The 17,834-nt window shown below is 63.5% G+C and carries 11 protein-coding genes; 6 read left to right on the plus strand and 5 right to left on the minus strand.

The window, feature by feature from the left end:
• The first annotated feature begins 1 nt into the window (after position 1).
• Together QM996_RS21645 and QM996_RS21650 are read left to right on the plus strand one after the other, a co-directional pair.
• Positions 2 to 886, plus strand: coding sequence for a 2-hydroxy-3-oxopropionate reductase (locus QM996_RS21645; RefSeq protein ID WP_334198107.1), 885 nt, complete (start codon positions 2 to 4; stop codon positions 884 to 886).
• Positions 887 to 1,195: 309 nt separating this feature from the next.
• The gene (locus tag QM996_RS21650) at positions 1,196 to 2,464 is read left to right on the plus strand and encodes a glycerate kinase type-2 family protein (RefSeq protein WP_334198108.1); all 1,269 of its coding nucleotides are present in this window, start codon (positions 1,196 to 1,198) and stop codon (positions 2,462 to 2,464) included.
• Positions 2,465 to 2,505: 41 nt separating this feature from the next.
• On the opposite strand, the gene hpaH is transcribed toward QM996_RS21650, so the two are convergent.
• The 4 genes from hpaH to QM996_RS21670 all read right to left on the minus strand — a co-directional run bounded on the left by hpaH (position 2,506) and on the right by QM996_RS21670 (position 12,148).
• Complete coding sequence (gene hpaH, locus QM996_RS21655) at positions 2,506 to 3,309, minus strand: 2-oxo-hept-4-ene-1,7-dioate hydratase (protein ID WP_334198109.1); 804 nt, start codon at positions 3,307 to 3,309, stop codon at positions 2,506 to 2,508.
• 424 nt (positions 3,310 to 3,733) lie between these two features.
• On the minus strand, positions 3,734 to 5,815 hold the full coding sequence (gene pbpC / locus QM996_RS21660; protein WP_334198110.1) for a penicillin-binding protein 1C: 2,082 nt from the start codon (positions 5,813 to 5,815) through the stop codon (positions 3,734 to 3,736).
• Between the two features lie 8 nt (positions 5,816 to 5,823).
• Positions 5,824 to 11,280: an alpha-2-macroglobulin family protein gene (locus QM996_RS21665; protein WP_500270471.1), complete on the minus strand. Its 5,457-nt coding sequence runs from the start codon at positions 11,278 to 11,280 to the stop codon at positions 5,824 to 5,826.
• A gap of 202 nt (positions 11,281 to 11,482) precedes the next feature.
• Positions 11,483 to 12,148 carry a GntR family transcriptional regulator gene (locus QM996_RS21670; protein WP_334198111.1) on the minus strand — a complete coding sequence of 222 codons (666 nt, stop codon included), beginning with the start codon at positions 12,146 to 12,148 and terminating at the stop codon, positions 11,483 to 11,485.
• Between the two features lie 303 nt (positions 12,149 to 12,451).
• Here QM996_RS21670 and QM996_RS21675 point away from each other — a divergent pair, with 303 nt between their 5' ends.
• Positions 12,452 to 13,483 (plus strand): trans-3-hydroxy-L-proline dehydratase, encoded by a 1,032-nt coding sequence (locus tag QM996_RS21675; RefSeq protein ID WP_334198112.1) that lies wholly within the window; start codon positions 12,452 to 12,454, stop codon positions 13,481 to 13,483.
• A gap of 56 nt (positions 13,484 to 13,539) precedes the next feature.
• Here the strand turns inward: QM996_RS21675 and QM996_RS21680 are convergent, their stop codons facing one another.
• The gene (locus tag QM996_RS21680) at positions 13,540 to 14,160 is read right to left on the minus strand and encodes a helix-turn-helix domain-containing protein (RefSeq protein ID WP_334198113.1); all 621 of its coding nucleotides are present in this window, start codon (positions 14,158 to 14,160) and stop codon (positions 13,540 to 13,542) included.
• A gap of 227 nt (positions 14,161 to 14,387) precedes the next feature.
• Between QM996_RS21680 and QM996_RS21685 the strand changes: the two genes are divergently transcribed.
• From QM996_RS21685 to QM996_RS21695, 3 genes are all read left to right on the plus strand, one after another.
• Positions 14,388 to 15,965: an ABC transporter substrate-binding protein gene (locus QM996_RS21685; RefSeq protein ID WP_334198114.1), complete on the plus strand. Its 1,578-nt coding sequence runs from the start codon at positions 14,388 to 14,390 to the stop codon at positions 15,963 to 15,965.
• Between the two features lie 61 nt (positions 15,966 to 16,026).
• Positions 16,027 to 16,968 (plus strand): ABC transporter permease, encoded by a 942-nt coding sequence (locus tag QM996_RS21690; protein WP_334198115.1) that lies wholly within the window; start codon positions 16,027 to 16,029, stop codon positions 16,966 to 16,968.
• Positions 16,965 to 17,834, plus strand: coding sequence for an ABC transporter permease (locus QM996_RS21695; RefSeq protein ID WP_334198116.1), 870 nt, complete (start codon positions 16,965 to 16,967; stop codon positions 17,832 to 17,834). Before QM996_RS21690 ends, QM996_RS21695 begins: the two co-directional genes overlap by 4 nt.

The following is a 17,834-nucleotide window of genomic DNA, read 5'->3' on the forward strand; positions in this document are numbered from 1 at the left end:
CATGGCAACAATCGGTTTCATTGGACTGGGCATCATGGGCACGCCGATGGCGCGCCATCTGCAGGATGCCGGCCACACCGTCATCACCTCGAAGTTCGTCATCCCGCCGCGCCAGGAACTGCTCGACAACGGCCTCAGGTTTGTCGATACGCCGAAGGCGCTGGCCGAAACTGTCGACACGATCATCCTGATGCTGCCGGACACGCCTGAGGTCAAGGACGTTCTCTTCGGCGAGAACGGCGTTGCCTACGGCCTTTCCAAGGGCAAGCTCGTCATCGACATGAGCTCGATCTCGCCGATCGAGACGAAGGAATTCGCAAAGAAGGTCCGCGAAACCGGCGCCGAATACATCGACGCTCCGGTCTCCGGCGGCGAAGTCGGCGCCAAGAACGCTTCGCTCTCGATCATGGCGGGCGGCAGCCAGGAGAGCTTCGACCGTGCCCTGCCGCTCTTGAAGTTGATGGGCAAGAACATCACCCTCGTCGGCGACTGCGGCGATGGCCAGGTCACCAAGGTTGCCAACCAGATCATCGTCGCGCTGACGATCGAGGCGGTTTCGGAAGCCCTCGTCTTTGCGTCGAAGGCTGGTGCTGACCCGGCGCGCGTGCGCGAAGCGCTGATGGGCGGCTTTGCTTCTTCGCGTATTCTCGAAGTTCACGGCGAGCGCATGATCAAGCGCACGTTCGATCCGGGCTTCCGCATCTCGCTGCACCAGAAGGACCTCAATCTGGCCCTCCAAGGTGCGAAGTCGCTCGGCATCTCGCTGCCGAACACGGCCGCAACGCAGGAGCTCTTCAACAACTGCGCCGCCAACGGCGACAGTGGTCTCGACCACTCCGGCCTCGTCCGGGCGCTGGAGCGCATGGCGAACCACCAGGTCGCCTGATAGCAGACAACGCAAAATGCGCATGATCCGTTCGGCGTCCCATTATGCCGGGCCGGTCATGTGTCCGGGCGGCGGTTGGAGGAACCGCCGCCCGAGACGGTTCTGAAAGCAAGTCCAGCAAAAGAGTCTAGAGACCTTTTTGGCTGTGGAATTGCACATATGGATGGAGCATAGAAGCGATGCGACATGCTCCTACAGCGCCGCGCGTCTTATCAGACGCGCAAAGGTTGCTGTAGCATTTTGAATTGCTGCATGTTTTTGTCCTTTAATCGGGTACGATTAAAGGAAACATGCAGTAGGGGGAGACCAATGCCTGCCATCACCGACCCACGCAGCTTTCTGGAAACACTCTTCACCTCTGCGGTTGCCGCGGCAGATCCGGAAAAAGTGATTGCGGCCAATCTGCCGGAACAGCCAAGGGGGCGCACGGTGGTGGTCGGCGCGGGCAAGGGCGCAGCACAGATGGCGGCAGCCTTCGAGCGTCACTGGGACGGTCCGCTCTCCGGTGTGGTTGTCACCCGCTATGGCTACGCGGCCCCGTGCAAGAACATCGAGGTGCTGGAAGCGTCGCATCCGCTTCCGGACGAGAACGGCCTGCAGGCCTCGAAGCGGCTGCTTGCTGAAGTCAGCGGCCTGACGGAGAACGATCTCGTCGTGGCGCTCGTCTGCGGTGGCGGCTCGGCGCTGCTGCCCGCGCCGCCGCCCGGCCTGACGCTGGAAGACGAGATTGCAGTCAACCGGGCGCTGCTCGCCTCCGGTGCACCGATCAGCGCCATGAATGCCGTGCGCAAGCACGTCTCGCTGATCAAGGGCGGCAGGCTGGCCGCCACCGCCTATCCGGCGAAGGTCGTCTCGCTGATCGTCTCCGATATTCCCGGCGACGATCCGGCGCTGGTCGCGTCGGGCCCGACGCTGCCGGACGCCAGCAATCGCGAAGACGCCCTGACGCTTGTCGAGCGTTATGGCCTTCAGCTCCCTGCCAAGGTCATGGACTGGCTCAAGAATCCTGAAAGTGCTGCCCCTCCGCCAAGCGATCCGCGCTTTGCCCGAAACGAAGTCCGGCTCATCGCGTCCGCGTCCGTTTCGCTCGAGGCTGCGGCTGCCAAGGCGCGTGCCGCCGGCATCGAGGCGGTCATTCTTTCCGATGCGATCGAGGGCGAGGCGCGCGACGTCGGCGGCGTGCACGCGGCGATCGCCCGTGAAGTCGCCGGCCGCGGCCGGCCGTTCAGAAAGCCGGTCGTCGTTCTCTCGGGCGGAGAGACGACGGTGACCATTCGCGGCAAGGGCAAGGGCGGCCGCAACAGCGAATTCCTGCTGGCGCTGGCGCTCGGCATCGACGGCGCCAAGGGCGTCTCGGCGCTTGCCGCCGACACCGACGGCATCGACGGCTCCGAAGACAATGCCGGCGCCTTTGCCGATGACACGACCATCGCAAGGCTCGTGGCACAACGTCTCGACGCTGCGGCACTCCTGCAGAAGAACGATAGCTGGTCGGCGTTCGATGCGCTCGGCGATCTCTTCAAACCGGGCCCGACCGGCACCAATGTGAATGACTTCCGCGCCATTCTGGTGCAGTGAAACCGGCTCGACGGGCGAGAGCTCGCCCGTCATTGTCGGCGTCACGCGAAGTGGCAGCTCACCGAACCGTAGGCGCCGAAATCCGCGACGATCGTATCGCCGCTCTTGGCCTCGAGCGTGCGGATGAATGAGCCGGAGAGCACGATCTGGCCCGGCTCGATCGCGTCGCCGCATTGCGCAAGCCGGTTGGCAAGCCAGGCAATGCCGCGGGCCGGATGATTGAGGACGCCTGCGGCAAGCCCTGTCTCCTCGATCACTGCATTGCGCGAAACGATCGCGCCCATCCAGCGCATGTCGACCGTATCGGGACGCACGGCACGTCCACCAAGGATGAGGCCGCCATTGGCGGCATTGTCGGATATCGCATCGACGAGGGTGCGCGCCTTCCTTGTTTTCGGGTCCGAACGAACGATGCGGCTGTCGAGGATTTCCAGTGCGGGCATTACGTAATCGGTGGCGTTCAGCGCCTGAACGATGTTGACACGCGGGCCCTTCAGTCCGGCCTTCATGACAAAGGCGATCTCCGCTTCGACCCGCGGCTGGATGAAGCGATCGGCAGGAATGTTTGCACCGTCATCGAACAGCATATTGTCGAAGAGCACACCGGAATCCGGTGTGTCGATGCCAAGCGCCTGCTGCATGGCATTGGAGGTCAGGCCGATCTTCCAGCCGATGATGCGATGGCCGTCGTCGCGCTTGCGCCTGACCCAGGCGGCCTGGATCGCATAGGCATCGTCGACGGTCATCTCAGGGTGCTTGTGCGACAGAAGCCCGATCTGTTTTCGGTCGCGCTCTGCCTCATGCAGGCTTTCAGCGGCTTTGGCAATCTCTGTCGCATTGAGCATGGTCCGGCCCCTCCACTTAAGCGTGTCCAACGATACACCAAGGTCGCCGAACCGGCACGGGCCGTCTTTTGCGTTCAGATCGGCTGGTTGCCAGCATCGGGCCGAGGCCGATGAGGATCGACCCGCAGGCACGCGGCACCAGGGTGCCGCCGCCGCCTCTAAACTGCGCGAGCGTGAATGAGGCGAGGAAGACAGCCGCGACGTCGAAGGCGGGGATCGGAGCCGTGCGTGACGTCAATCGCTATCTCGAACGGGGCGTGCCGGCTCTGATCCTCTCCGGCGACACGTCTCCGGCGCGGCTGCAGGAAGCGAGCGAGCAGCTACCATCTCCTGCACAAGCCGCTCGATTCGGCGCGGTTAAGGGACGAAATCGAGGCGGTGCTGGTCGCAAAGCCCGAAGATCGCGTCCACGAACCGATTGCCGCTACTCGATGAAGACGCGTACGCTGACGGCGCGGCCGACCGCGTCGATGACGGTCAGCGTCGAATAGCCGATCCCATCGGGCTGCCATTGGGTAGTTCGCCGGCGTGTCAGCTCCGGCAGCGGCCGGCCATTGGCGAGCCAGCGAAATGGCGCTCGGCCGCCTTGCAGCTTGAGCGTCAGCGGCGAAATCGCCTGGTGATCCGTCCCGAGTTCGACACGCGCACCCTCCGGCGGAAAGACGATCTGCGGTGCCGGCTCGCGCGCCGAAGCGTTGACGAGGCCGCTCGTGGTCAGCGAGAAGCGGCGTTGGCTGACCGGCAGTTCGGCCTGCGAAATGCGGACCGCGCCCGCCGGTGCATCCGGCAGCGGCGTGATGCCGAAGCCGGACTTGGCGAAGCCTTCGAAGAGAATCGGTGCGGCGCTGCCATAGCCGGTGAGGCCCGGCACGGCGCAATTGTCCGGACGGCCAACCCAGACGCCGAGCACATGGCGCCCGTCGTAGCCCACCGACCAGGCATCGCGGTAGCCGTAGCTGGTGCCGGTCTTGTAGGCGATACCGCGCTGACGGCTGCCCGTCGGCGGCAATACGCCCGAGAGCGCATCGGAGACGTTCCAGACGGCAACCGGAGAAAGCAGCGGCTCCGCTTCGATCAGGCCGGCCTTGCCATCGACGCCGTCGCCGAGCCGCAGAGGGAAGCCGCGATTGGCAAGTGCGGCATAGAGCTGCACGAGATCGCGCAGCGTAAGCCCGACACCGCCAAGGCCGATCGCAAGCCCCGGCGCTTCGCCGGCCGGTAGCGCCGGTTTTACCTCGCCGCGGCGGAAGCGCATCATCAGTTCGGCCGGGCCGACCGCATCGAGAAGCCGGATCGCCGGGACGTTCAAAGACAATTGCAGCGCTTCGCGGACGCTGACATCGCCCTGATAGCTCATGTCGAAGTTGCGCGGGCGATAGCCGAAGAAATCCGCCGGCCGATCCTCGATGATCGTCTCCTGGCTGACCAGCCCTTCTTCGAAGGCGAGGCCATAGATGAAAGGCTTAAGCGTGGAACCCGGCGAGCGCGTGATGCGGGTCATGTCGATCCAGCCGGAGCGGCTCGCATCGAAGTAGTCGGCCGACCCGACCGAGGCGACGATCTCGCCGGTTTTGGCGTCGGCCATCACCATGGCAACCGAAACCTTCGGTCCGAGCCTGGCGCCACTGTCCCGTGCAACGGCTTCGAGGCTGCGCTGGACGGCAAGGCGCAAGGTCGTCTGATGCCGGATCGCCTGCGGGTTTTTGCGCAACGCCCGCTCGGCGAGATGGGCGGCATAGGACGGAAGCTGCAGCCGGCGCGAGGGGACAGATGTCGCGATTGCGCGTTCGGCCTCGCCGTCTCCAATGACGTCAGCGACGGCGAGACGCATCAGCACACGCTCGCGGGCGGCAACCGCTGCGGCGTGATTGCGATCCGGCCGACGCTTTTCCGGCAATTGCGGCAGGGCGACGAGCAGGGCCGCTTCGCCGGCCGTCAGCCGCTTCGGCTCCTTGCCGAGCCAGGCGAGGCTTGCGGCGCGCACGCCTTCGATATTGCCGCCATAGGGCGCGCGGGTGAGATAGAGATTGAGGATCTGGTCCTTCGATAGACGCTTTTCGATCTGGATGGCGCGGGCAATCTGCAAGAGCTTTGCCGTGATGGAACGCTGCTGCCGCGGCTCGATCAGCCGTGCGACCTGCATCGAGAGCGTCGAGGCGCCCGAGACGATCCGGCCATTGCTGACGAACTGAAGCGCGGCGCGGCCGAGTGCCAGCAGGTCGACGCCCGAATGCTCCCGGAAGCGCTGGTCTTCGTAGGCGATCAGCATCCTTAGGAACTGCGGATCGACATCGTCGACCGTCGTCTTCAGTCGCCAGAGACCCTGCGGCGTTGCGAAGGCGCGCAGCAGTTGCCCATTGGCATCGTCCACCTCGCGCGAGACGACATCGGCCTCGTCGAGCGGTGGCGGGAAGGCTTGGTCAGCCTTCTCGATGGCAAAGCCCGTCAACCCCGTCAGCAGCAGGCAGACGGGCAAGGCGATCAGCAGTTTGCGCCCAATCGACATGATCTGGCCTATTGCGCCGCGAGCACCTCCATGCGCCCCGTCGCGGTGCGGGCCGAGAGTTGCGGCCGGTACATATCCTCGACGGTGGCCGCCGGATGGTCGTAGACGCCCGGGGTCACGGCGCGCACCACATAGGCGAGGGTGACATCACGCGCGGATCCGGTGCTCCGGTCGATCGCCGCGACGAAGCGGTCGTTGCGGAACTCCGTGTGGGTCGCGGTAATTTCGCCGAGCCATTCGAAGTTGCTGAGCTGGGCGCTGTCGACGAGGCTCGGATTGTCGATCTGGAAGCCGGCCGGCAACAGGTCGGTGACGAGCACCCGCGACGGCCAGTCGTTGGCCTCCGTCATCTTGAGCACGACGACGTAGCGCTCGTTCTGTCGCGCTTCCATGACGTTGGCCTCGGCTCCGTCGAGCGTGTAGTAGGTGCGCTCGATGGTGAAACCGTCGCCGCCGGCCGAAAGCGGCTGGGCGGGCGCGGCGACCGTGGTGACCACGGCCGACACCGGATCGGCACCCTGATTGCGGATCACGACCGGATGGGTCGTAAGCGCATCGCCGGTCATCTGGGCGGCATAGCTGCCGGTCTTCGCTGCGCCGTTGACGTCAAGCGCCATGTCTTCGTCGCCGTTCTGGATGGCGCGGGCGGCAAGCAGCATCCAGGCCTGTTCCTGGGTGCTGGTATAGGTCTTCTGCTCCCATTCGCGCGCGACGATCTTCGACAGCTCAGGAACGATCGGCGGAACCGGGCGGCTTTCAGCCGCCAGCGCCAGCACGGCCGCGTTGTCACGCAGCGAGGAGCCGTAGTCGGAGCGCGAGAGGCTGACATTGACGAGGCCCGTCGACATGTTCGCCGCCTTGGCGAAGGTGTCCTGCGACCCTTGAGCGTCACCATAAAGCGCCAGCGCTGCGGCGATATGCGCCTTCGCAAGCGGCGTCGGAAAGTCATCGATCAGCGTGTTGGCGTAGTAACGCAGATCGTTGATCGCCGCCTTGCGATTGCGGGCGAGCACATAGAGCGCATAGGCAATCTCGTTGCCGCGATCCTTGGCATTGGTGTCGTAGCTGACGCCGTTTTGCAGGTTTTCGAGCGCCTGGACCATCGCAGCCTCGGGCACGTCGTATTTCTGCTCGCGGGCGCGAGTCAGGAAGTCGGTGACATAGGCATCGAGCCAGAGGTCGCCGTAGCCCGGACCCCAGAGACCGAAGCTGCCCGATGAGGACTGGTAGGAGAGAACGCGATAGATGGCCTCCTGCACCCGTTTCGTCACGCCTTCGTCATCGGCGAGTCCGGACTGTTTCGCGAGTTCACTGAGATAGAGCAGCGGAAGTGCGCGGCTCGTCGTCTGCTCGGCGCAGCCATAGGGATAGCGATCGAGCGTCATCAGCAGCGCCGGCATGTCGAAGGCCGCGGAGCGAGTGACGCTGAGGTTGACCGAGGCGCCCTGAAGGATGCTGTCGGCGAGCAATTGCCCGTCGACCGTCAAGCTGCTTCCGGGCGCGATCGCGACCACCTGCCGCTGGGTAACCGGCAAGGTCGCCGGACGCACGAGCAGATCGAGCGACTGTTCGAGCGAAAGGCCGTTGGAGCCGGTGAGCGTCACGGTGACGATGCCATTGCCGGGATATTGTCCCACGACCGGCAAGGTTACCGCCGAGCGGCCGCCCTGTTCCAGGGTGACCGTGTTGCCTGTGCCCGGTTGTTCGACGGTCGCCGGGCCGCTGGTCGTTACCTGGACCTGGTATTCGCCGGCCGGCGCGTCGGTATTGGCAATGTCGAGCCTCAGTTCCGACCGGTCTCCGGGCGCCAGGAACTTCGGCAGGCTGGCGGTGACGACAACCGGATCGCGGATCACCACGTCGCGGGTGGCGTGGCCGACTCCGGATTTCGTCCAGGCGACGGCCATCAGCCGCGCCGTGCCGTTGAACTGGGGAATATCGAAGCTGACGGTCGCCTTGCCGTCGCCATCGAGCTGCACCGGACCTTCGAAAAAGGCGACCAGCTTTTCCGTGGGCGGGCTGCCTTGAAGAGCGACCTGGCCGCCGTCGCCACCGGTGCGCAGTTTTCCAGTTGCGCCAAGCGAGCCGTCGATGAGGCGGCCGTAGAGGTCGCGGATTTCGAGACCGAGCTGCCTCTGGCCGAAGTACCAGGCTTCCGGATCCGGTGCCTCGTAGCGGGTGAGGTTGAGAATGCCGACGTCGACGGCGGCCACCGTCACATAGGCTTCCTCGTCGGCACCGGCACCGGCGACCTTCAGGCTGATGTCGAGCGGTTTGCGGGGCTCCATCTTCTCTGGCGCATCGAGGGTGACGGCGAGTTTGCGCTCGGCGGGATCGACCGAAAGCCATTTGATGCCGATGGCGCGCATCGGCATGCGGCTTTCCTGGGCATCACCCGGCCGGTAGAGCGTCGCCGTGACATAGGCGCCGGCGCCCCAGGCATCGGTGACCGGCAGCTCGACCTCGCCGCCTTCCGCGGCGATCGACGCGGTCTGCGTCGTGATCAGGTTCTCGGTGCCGACGGTGACCAGAAGTTCGCCGGCAAAGCGCGGCGAGACCTTGAGCTTGGCCGTATCGCCGACCGTATATTTCTCCTTGTCGAGTGCGATCTCCAGGCCGTCAGGCGTTTCCGTCGAGGTGGCCGCGACATACCAGCCAGCGTCAAATTCGACGCTCGAAGTCGGGCCGTCGATCGAGGCCGTCTCGACTTCCAGGCGATAGCGTCCCCAACCAACAGGAACGGCGATCTCAACGCCATCTGCCGTCAGGTCGACACTGCCGTTAGCCACCTGCTTGGTGGTGACGACGGGTTCGTATTTCCAGGCGCTGCCGTCGCGGTACCAGTGATAGTCCCGTTCGACGCTGATCAGCTTCCACAAAAGCCCGGGCATCGCGATCTTGGCGCCCGAGGGATCCACGGCGATCACGCGGAACTTGCCGACGGAGTTCTCGGCGAGTTCGCCTTCGAATTCCGGCTTGATGCCGAGCATCGGGCCTTCGGCGCGCACCGGCAGCTTCAACGAGCGCTCGACGGCACGGCCGCCGGCTTCGCGCATGCGGACGGTGACGGTGGCGTCGAGCAGTTGCGTGGTCGAGGGCACTTCATCGATGAGGACGTCGAAGGTGGATTTGCCTTCCTCGTCGAGCGGCGAGAGTTCCTCAAGCGGCAGGCGCGTGTCTTCGCTCGCCTCTTCATCGGCGAGGCCGAAGGAGTAGCCCTTGAAGGCAGCGCTTTCGCGTGTCGGCTTGATCGTCACTTCGCCTTCGAGCTCGAGACCGGCTGCCGGCGCGCCATAGAGATAGCGCCCGTCGACCGCCACACTTGCTGTTTCGCCGACGGCAATATCCTTCGCATCGCTCGCCAGGTCGAATTCCGTGCGATCCGGCACGAAGTCATCGACGAGGAACTGCTTCTCGCCGATCGCAGGCGACTTCGGGTCGGTGAAGATCTGCATCGTCCAGGTGCCGCGCATGGCGTTTGCCTGGGTGTCGAGGTCGAGCGTATGGCCGCCGAGCTTGCCGCCGGCGCTGGTCATGCGCCGATATTCGACGCCATCCGGCCGGAGGAAGACGAAGGTCAGCGGCAGGTTCTCGATCGCCATGCCGTCGACGTCGCGGGCAAGTGCTGCGGCATGGACGGTTTCACCGGCACGGTAGATGCCGCGTTCGGTCCAGGCGAGAATATCGATGGCGCCGGGGGCTGCGCGGCCGGTGACGCCACGATCGGAGAGGTCGAAGCCGGCGCGGCTCATGTCGAGGAAGACGTAGTCGTCCTCACCCTTCTTCGCGGTGATGACCGCCGGCGTCAGTCCGGCGGTGCCACGGATCAGCCCCGCCGTGAAGGTGACGCGGCCGTCGCCGTCGCTCACCGCGGTGCCGAGGATCTCGTTGTTCTTGGCTACGAGCTGCAGTTCGACGCCTTCAATCGGCTCGGCAGTGGCAAGCGAGCGCACGAAGACGTTCAAACCGTCGGTGCCGGCATAGGTGGAAATGCCGAAATCGGAAACGACAAACCATTGCGTCGCGCGTGCGTCCCACTCCTGGCTGACGCCGGTGGTCGGGGCTGCGGTCAGGACATAGACGCCGGGCTTGCGCTCGGGCAGCGCCTCATCGACCGGGAAGCTGGTGACGACTTCCTTGTTGACGTTGCGCTCGATGTCGATTGTGCCCTGCCAGACGAGTTCGCCGCTTTCGTCTTCGATGCGCTGGGCACTGTAGCCGTCGAGCTGGGTCAGGAACTGCGAGCTTTGCAGCACCTGGGCGATGCTGCGGTCGCCAACGCGGTAGAGTTTCAGCTTGGCGCTGTCGGTGTTGACGGAGACGATCGGGATGCCGCGGCGCGCGGTCGACGGCAGCACGAAGCTGTCGCCGGTAAAACGAACCATCTGGGCACGGTCCGCAACATAGATGTCGAGGGTAACGGGCGCCTCTAGCACTTCGTCGACGGTGGAGGGCAGGCCGGTGCGGAGCGTCAGCTTGTAACGTTCGCCATGCGAAAGGCCTTCAATGCAGATCTGGTCGCCTTTGGCTTCGAGCGCCTTCGGCGCCGCGCCGTTGACGGTGACGAAGGAGGCGTAGTCGGCGCCGCTCTTCAGCAATTGCTCGGAAAACTGAACGCAGGCGCGCGGCGTGGCCGCGTCGGAATCGATCGTATGCTCGACGACGCGGAAACCCTTGCGCTGCTTGAGATCGAGATAGGCGGCCTCGACCGATTTCGCCTTCACCAGTTCCAGGCTCGCCTTGTAGGCGTCCAATGCAGCACGATAGTTTTCGGCGCCTTCGAGCGACTTCGCCATAACCGCAAGCGCATGCGCTCGGCTCTCGGTCGTGCGGGTCAGCTCGTAGCCGTTGATTGCGGCGATCGCCGCTTGCATCGAAACGGCCGAGTTGTTGGTGATGCGGTTTGCGGTGCGCGCCGCTTCCAGCCAAAGCTCGGCGTCGTCGGGTGTAATTGCCAATGCACCTTGGAACGCCTTCAGCGCATTTTCGATGTTGCCCATACCGGCCTGGCCACGGGCCATGTCGATCAGCGTATTGACGCCCAGGCCTTGCTGGTCGTCGGCCAGCGCGAGATTGGCCTTGGTGTTACGGGCGTCCTGCAGGATCTGGTCCGACAGGAATTTTGGGCGCGGCGCAGCGCCGATATCCGCTTCGGCGGCCTGCGGCTGCACGATCTTGCCGGCGATCGCGCCCGGGAAGGAATTCAGCTGGTTATAGTCGGACTTGAGGAAGCACCACTTCACCTTGGGATTGTAGGTGAAGGCGCGGCAGGACTGGTCCGCGATACAGGTCTGCTGGCACTCGTCGAGCGAGACGTTCTGCTCGGTCCTGAGGTCGAAACCGAAATAGTCGCCATCCTGCGTGATCTCGACCTGGCGGCCGGTCTCCGCGGAAAAAGCGGGGACGCCGGTGCTCAGAATGGACAAAAGAAGGGTGGAAAGGCCGAAAAACGCGCGCACAGACATCAAGTCCTCCCAACGCTGCCGGTCTCGATAGGGGCTTCACTTTTCAGGCTTCCGGGACGCTTGTCAACTGAGGAGAGGTCAAGGCTCAGCGCAATTTCCACGGGTATGCTTGAGTGAAGGGTCAAAGGTCGATCCGGAATGAAACAGCATAAAACGATATGTAAATCAAACTATTATGACATCGAACGACGAAGCGTCGAGGCTAACCCCTTTGTTCCCTGAGGAAGATCGTCAGCGAGCGGCCGGCGTCGAGGATATGGTCGCGCGTGAGCTCGCAGGCCCGTTCGGCGTCGCGTGCCATGCAGGCATCGAGGATCGCCTTGTGCTCGCGACGCGCCCGGGCAACGCCTGAGGTCAGCGTCAGCTGCGCGCGAAGGTAGCGATCGATGCGATCGAGCGAAGCGCGGACGATCTGCAGGTAATAGGGGCGGCGCGCTGCCTCGTAGAGGCTGTAGTGGAAATTGCGATTGATCTCGCCCCATCGGTCGGAATTTTCCTCGCGCTCGAACTCCTCGCAATGCTGGCGTGCAAGTTCGAGCGTGCGCCGGTCGAGATTGGGCACGGCGAGGCGAATAACCTCGGCTTCGATCAGCGCACGGAACTCGAAAATCTCCTCGATTTCCTCGATCGAAAGCCCGGCGACGACCGCGCCCTTGTAGCGCTCCGTGGTGATCAGCCCATGCTGCTCAAGGCGCGAAAGCGCCTCGCGCACCGGAATGCGGCTGGTGTTGAACATCTGCGCGATGTGGTCCTGGCGCAGATTTTCACCCTCGGCGAGGTCGCCTTCGATGATCGCCTTGCGCAAGGCTTCATAGACGATATCGGCGGCTGAGGCCGCTTGCCTGACATCGACGGCATCGAGCTTCATCGTGTTCAAACCCTGCTGGCCGAACCATGTGGCTCGGCGAATTCGGAAGCGTTTTCGCGCTCTTGGTCAATGGTCATAGGTCTAATCCAGACGTCGGGCAACACAGCAACACAGACGCCCTCGGTTCTCGCAGCAATTTGAATATTTCAGATTGTATATTGGATCCAATATTTCTATGAGTCTTTTCGCCGGTGGCGAGCGCGGTTGCTCTATCATTCGGCGAAACGCGGGGAGCGCGGCTGATGCGCAGGGCATCGGCGCGCCCAGGTGGCGCCCGTCCACCAGCACGGAAGGAGAAGGGGCATGCGTAGCAACAAGGTCGTCCACATCGTTTCCTGTCACGCGGAGGGTGAAGTCGGCGACGTCATTATCGGCGGTGTCGCGCCGCCGCCGGGCAATACCCTTTGGGAGCAGCGCCGTTTCATTGCGGAAGACCAGACGTTGCGCAATTTCGTGCTCAACGAGCCGCGTGGCGGCGTTTTCCGTCATATCAATCTGCTTGTGCCACCGAGGGACCCGCGCGCGACGATGGGCTTCATCATCATGGAGCCCGAGGATACGCCGCCGATGTCCGGCTCGAACTCGATCTGCGTCTCCACCGTGCTGCTCGATAGTGGCATCGTGCCGATGCAGGAGCCGGAGACCCGCATGGTGCTTGAGGCGCCCGGCGGCTTGGTGAACGTCGTTGCTGAGTGCCGCAACGGCAAGGCCGAGCGCATCACCGTTACCAACGTGCCGTCCTTTGCCGACAAGCTTGACGCCAAGCTCGAGGTCGAGGGCCTGGGCACGCTGACGGTCGATACGGCCTATGGCGGCGACAGCTTCGTCATCACCGACGCACGTGCGCTCGGTTTCTCGGTGACCCCGGACGAGGCGCGGGAACTGGCCGAAACCGGCATCAAGATCACCCGCGCAGCCAACGAGCAGCTCGGCTTCTCCCATCCGGAAAACCCGGAATGGGACCATATCTCCTTCTGCCAGCTGACGCTGCCGGTTGAGGAGAAGGACGGCGCGCTGCACGGCCGCAACACGGTTGTCATCCAGCCGGCCAAGCTCGACCGTTCTCCGACTGGGACCGGTTGCTCTGCGCGCATGGCGGTGCTCCATGCCCGCGGCGTGATGAAGGTCGGCCAGCGCTTCAGCGGCCATTCCATCATCGATTCGACGTTCAATTGCCGTATCGTCGGCGAAACGACGGTCGGCGGCCGCCCGGCGATCGTTCCTGAAATTTCCGGCCGCGCCTGGATCACCGGCACGCATCAAGTGATGCTCGACCCGGCGGATCCGTGGCCGGCCGGCTATCGTCTTGCCGACACCTGGCCGCGCAAGCAGTAAGACGCCGTGCGCGGGTTGCCTCGCGTGGCCCGCACACCGCGTTTCATCCTGTTGGCTCAGTCTTCCTTTATGATCCTGGTGGTGCCGACCCAGAGTTCGCGGGCCGGCCCCGCGCCGACATTGCGGGCGCGATGCGGCAGCGAGGCGGGGAAGTGCAGCGTGTCGCCGGCCTTCAACAGATATTCCTTGCCGTCGATCTCGTAGAGCATTTCGCCCTCGATCAGATAAAGGAAGTCCTCACCCTCGTGGCTCGTCAGTTCGGAGGCGTAGCCCTTGGGCATGTGCGTGATGCAGCCATTGAGCGCCGCGCCCGGAAAACCGCGCTCGATCAGTTCGTAGACGCGCTCCTTCGTCTCGACATTGTAGCCAGGGCGCTCGCCGGCGTGCGAGACCATCGAATGCCCATGCTGCGGCGGCTGCGACAGGAAGGTATCGACGCTGGTGCCGAGCGCGTTGGCGACGTTGTAGAGCGAGATCAGCGACGGCGTGGAAATGCCGCGCTCGATCTGGCTGATGAAGCCTTCCGTCAGACCGGCTTCGCGTGCCACGTCCTTCATCGTCTTGCCGATTTCCTTGCGGCGCGCCCTGAGCATTTGCCCGAGCGAGGCGGGCGTCGCAGTTTCCGGGAGGGAGGCGCTTTCGGCAGCTTCGGGCGCCTCTTCGATCTTCAGGGGCATGATTTTCTTTCCGCTTGACTCGCGTCTATCGATGTACTTTAGTCCAGCTAAAGTTGGTTCGGCAAGCCGATCAGATCGGATGCCAGCCTTCTTGAAAAGGGGAACTACAAGAACGTCTTCGCGGCAATCCGTCGGCGACGAAAAACACTCAGAAAAATTGGATCCAATATCCAATTAACGTGTTCGGCGCGCGATCGATGCTGTCTGCGGTCAAAAGGAGGAGTGAGATGAAACGTATATTGCCTATCCTGCTCGGCGCGACGCTCGGGCTGCTTGCAGCCACTTCGGCATTTGCGATCGAACGCGGCGGTGCGATGACCTTCGCGCGCTACGACGACTCGACCGTCATCGACCCCGTTTATGCGGATCGCAATCCGGACCTCTGGATGGTGAACGGCCTCTATGAAACACTGCTGCGCAACGGTCCTGACGGCTCGATCGTGCCGGGGCTTGCCGAGGCGCACGAGGTTTCGGCTGACGGCAAGACCATCACTTTGACGCTGAGAAGCGGTCTCAAATTTTCCGACGGCTCGGAACTGACCGGCGCTGACGTCGTCTTCTCGCTCGATCGTGCGCGCAACCCGGATCTTGGTCCCTGGGCAGGACTGCTCGGCGCCGTCGACAAGGTCACCGCAGATGGCAACAAGATCACCGTGTCGCTCAAGAACCCCGACCCGACGATCATTTCGATCCTTGCAACCTTCAACACCGGCATCGTGCCGAAGGCAGCCTTCGAAAAAGCAGCCGGCGCAACGGATCAGGAGAAGGCGCGCGCCTTCTTTGCTGCCGGCCCGGTAACGTCCGGCCCCTTCGTCATGAAGAGCCACGTGCAGGGCACCAGCATGACCTTCGTCCGCAACCCGAACTACTGGCGTCAGGGCGAAGACGGCAAACCGCTGCCCTATCTCGATCAGGTGGAATTCGTCGTCATTCCCGATGACGCCACCCGCATCCTCAAGCTCCAGGCCGGCGAAGTCGACGCTGCCGAGTTCATTCCCTTCGCTCGCGTCGGCGAGCTCAGCGCCGATCCGAACCTGAAGATGGAGCTCTTTCCCTCCACCCGCATCGTCTACGCGCCGATCAACACGCGCGAAACGAAGAAAGACGGCTCGAAGAACCCGCTTGCCGATATCAAAGTGCGTCAGGCGCTGAACTATGCGACCGACAAGAACGTGCTGATCAGGCTCGTCACCTTCGACACCGGCAAACCGATGACCTCGCTGATGTCGGCGGCGACGCAGCTTCACTATGGCCCTGCGCCGCTCTATCCCTACGATCCGGAAAAGGCCAAGCAACTGCTATCTGAAGCCGGCCTCAGCAGCGGCTTCGACGTGAAGTTCACGACGCTTGCCGGCAGCGCCGACGATGCGACGCTGTTTACAGCCCTTCAGCAAATGTGGGCGCCGCTCGGCGTCAACCTCAAGGTCGAGCAGGTCGATAACCCGACCCGCGGCGAGAAGAACCGCTCCGGTGATTTCGATATCCACACCTATGGCTGGGCGAACGACGTCAACGATCCGGCGCAGGTGACCGGATGGCTCGGTTACTACAAGCAGCGCCAGGCCGTCGGCACCGGCTGGAACGATCAGGAATTCAACACGCTGTTCGAGGCCTCCAACGTCGAGACCGACCCGGCCAAACGCAAGGACGAATACAAGCGCATGCAGGAGATCTACGCGGCGGAAGCGCCGTTGCTCTTCCTGTTCGAGACGCCGTTCGCCGTCGCGGTCTCCAAGTCGATCGAAGGCTACGTGCAGACGCCGCTCGGCGCCAACGACTTCTCGGAAGCCTGGCGCGCCGACTGATAACGGAGCGATCTGCGAGAACCGGGCGGCATCTGTCCGGTTCTCCGTCGAAGGTGGAACCATGCCCTCATTTTCCTATCTTTTGGCGCGGCTGCTGCAGATCATCCCCACCTTCCTGTTGGTGATGATCTTCATCTTCCTGCTCGTGCGCCTCTTGCCGGGCGATCCGGCGATCGCCATGGCAGAGGCCAAAGCGACCGATGCCCAACTCGAACAAATCCGGCACAATCTCGGTCTCGACCAGCCGTTGCCGGTTCAGTTCCTCGTCTTCGTCAAGAACACGCTGACTGGCGATCTCGGTCGCTCGATCATGCTGAAAGCGCCGGTGACGGAGATCATCCTCGATCGACTGCCGACGACGATCTTCCTGGCGCTCTATTCGGTCGTGCTCGCCGTCTTTCTCGCCGGGCCGCTCGCCTTCCTCGCGGCGTCGCGTGTCAACAGTTCGGTCGATATCACGATCCGCGGTGTCTTTCAGGTCGGCCTTTCCATGCCTGTTTTCTATATCGGGCTCCTGTTGCTGACCGTACTGGCGGCGCAACTGCGCTGGTTTCCGGTCGGCGGCTACGGCAAGACCTTTCTCGCGAACCTCTATCATCTCATCCTGCCGGCGTTGAGCGTCGCGCTCTACACGTCCGCGATCATCCTGCGCAATCTCCGGGCCTCGCTGATCGAGGTGCTCGATGCCGACTATGTGCAGTTCGCCCGCGCCAAGGGGCTTCCACCGCGCATCATCATGACCCGGCATGTGCTGCGTAATGCGCTCGTCTCCACCGTAACGCTGCTCGGCCTTTCGATCGGCAACCTGATGAGCGGCACGCTGGTGACCGAGACGGTCTTTGCTATTCCCGGCGTCGGCCGGCTGATGCTGGAGGCGATCTTCGCCCGCGACTATCCGCTGATCCAGGGCCTGACGCTCACCTTCGCCGTGCTCGTCTCCATCGTCTTCCTGCTGACGGACGTCGTGCAATCCTGGCTCGATCCAAGGCTTCGCCAATCATGACCGTTTTGACGCAATCCCATGCGCGGACGCGGGAACGTCTGCAAACCTTTCTCGCGCGCGCTTTTACCCGTCCGTCCTTTGTCGTCGGCATCGCCATCCTCGGCCTGTCGCTTGCGCTTGCGCTGTTTCCGCAAGCTTTTGCACCTTACGATCCGCTGGCCTTCGATCTCCAGGCGATCCAGCAGGGGCCGAGTCTTGCGCATCCTTTCGGCACCGACAATTTCGGCCGCGACGTGCTCTCGCGCGTCATCTGGGCCTATCGGGTCGATATGCAGATGGCCTTCTTCGCGACAATCTTCGCGTTGCTGATCGGCCTCACCGTCGGCGCCATCGTCGGCTACTACGGTGGCATCGCCGATGCGATCTTCGGCCGTTGCGTCGATGCGATCATCACCTTTCCCTTCCTGGTCTTGGTGATCGCCATCGTCGCTGTCCTCGGCCCCGGTCTCGTCAACATGTATGTGGCGATCACCGCGGTGAACTGGGTCTATTACGCCCGGCTGACCCGCGCCGAAATCATGGCGCAAAAGGCCAATGACTATGCCGCTGCCGGCCGGGTACTCGGCTATTCCGATCGCCGCATCATCTTCCGCCATCTGTTACCGAACGCGATCTCACCGATCCTCGTCTACTGGATGACCGACATGGCACTCGCGATCCTGCTTGGTTCCTCGCTCGGCTATCTCGGACTTGGAGCCCAGCCGCCGGCGGCTGAATGGGGCGTATTGATCGCCGAGGGCCGCAATTTCCTGCTGACGGCCTGGTGGATGAGCCTGATGCCGGGCATCGCCATCGTTCTGACCGGGCTCGGCTTCAGCCTCGTCGGCGACGCGCTTGCCGACCTGCTTCGACCGAAGGGGCGTTGA

This window comes from Sinorhizobium chiapasense (assembly GCF_045277575.1).
GTDB classification, from domain to species: Bacteria; Pseudomonadota; Alphaproteobacteria; order Rhizobiales; family Rhizobiaceae; genus Ensifer; species Ensifer chiapasense_A.

Excerpts from the sequence above, each read along its gene's own strand:
- QM996_RS21645 (WP_334198107.1), top strand. The coding sequence starts at position 2 with ATGGCAACAATCGGTTTCATTGGACTGGGCATCATGGGCACGCCGATG.
- QM996_RS21650 (WP_334198108.1), top strand. The coding sequence starts at position 1,196 with ATGCCTGCCATCACCGACCCACGCAGCTTTCTGGAAACACTCTTCACC.
- hpaH (WP_334198109.1), bottom strand. The coding sequence starts at position 3,309 with ATGCTCAATGCGACAGAGATTGCCAAAGCCGCTGAAAGCCTGCATGAG.
- pbpC (WP_334198110.1), bottom strand. The coding sequence starts at position 5,815 with ATGTCGATTGGGCGCAAACTGCTGATCGCCTTGCCCGTCTGCCTGCTG.
- QM996_RS21665 (WP_500270471.1), bottom strand. The coding sequence starts at position 11,280 with ATGTCTGTGCGCGCGTTTTTCGGCCTTTCCACCCTTCTTTTGTCCATT.
- QM996_RS21670 (WP_334198111.1), bottom strand. The coding sequence starts at position 12,148 with ATGAAGCTCGATGCCGTCGATGTCAGGCAAGCGGCCTCAGCCGCCGAT.
- QM996_RS21675 (WP_334198112.1), top strand. The coding sequence starts at position 12,452 with ATGCGTAGCAACAAGGTCGTCCACATCGTTTCCTGTCACGCGGAGGGT.
- QM996_RS21680 (WP_334198113.1), bottom strand. The coding sequence starts at position 14,160 with ATGCCCCTGAAGATCGAAGAGGCGCCCGAAGCTGCCGAAAGCGCCTCC.
- QM996_RS21685 (WP_334198114.1), top strand. The coding sequence starts at position 14,388 with ATGAAACGTATATTGCCTATCCTGCTCGGCGCGACGCTCGGGCTGCTT.
- QM996_RS21690 (WP_334198115.1), top strand. The coding sequence starts at position 16,027 with ATGCCCTCATTTTCCTATCTTTTGGCGCGGCTGCTGCAGATCATCCCC.
- QM996_RS21695 (WP_334198116.1), top strand. The coding sequence starts at position 16,965 with ATGACCGTTTTGACGCAATCCCATGCGCGGACGCGGGAACGTCTGCAA.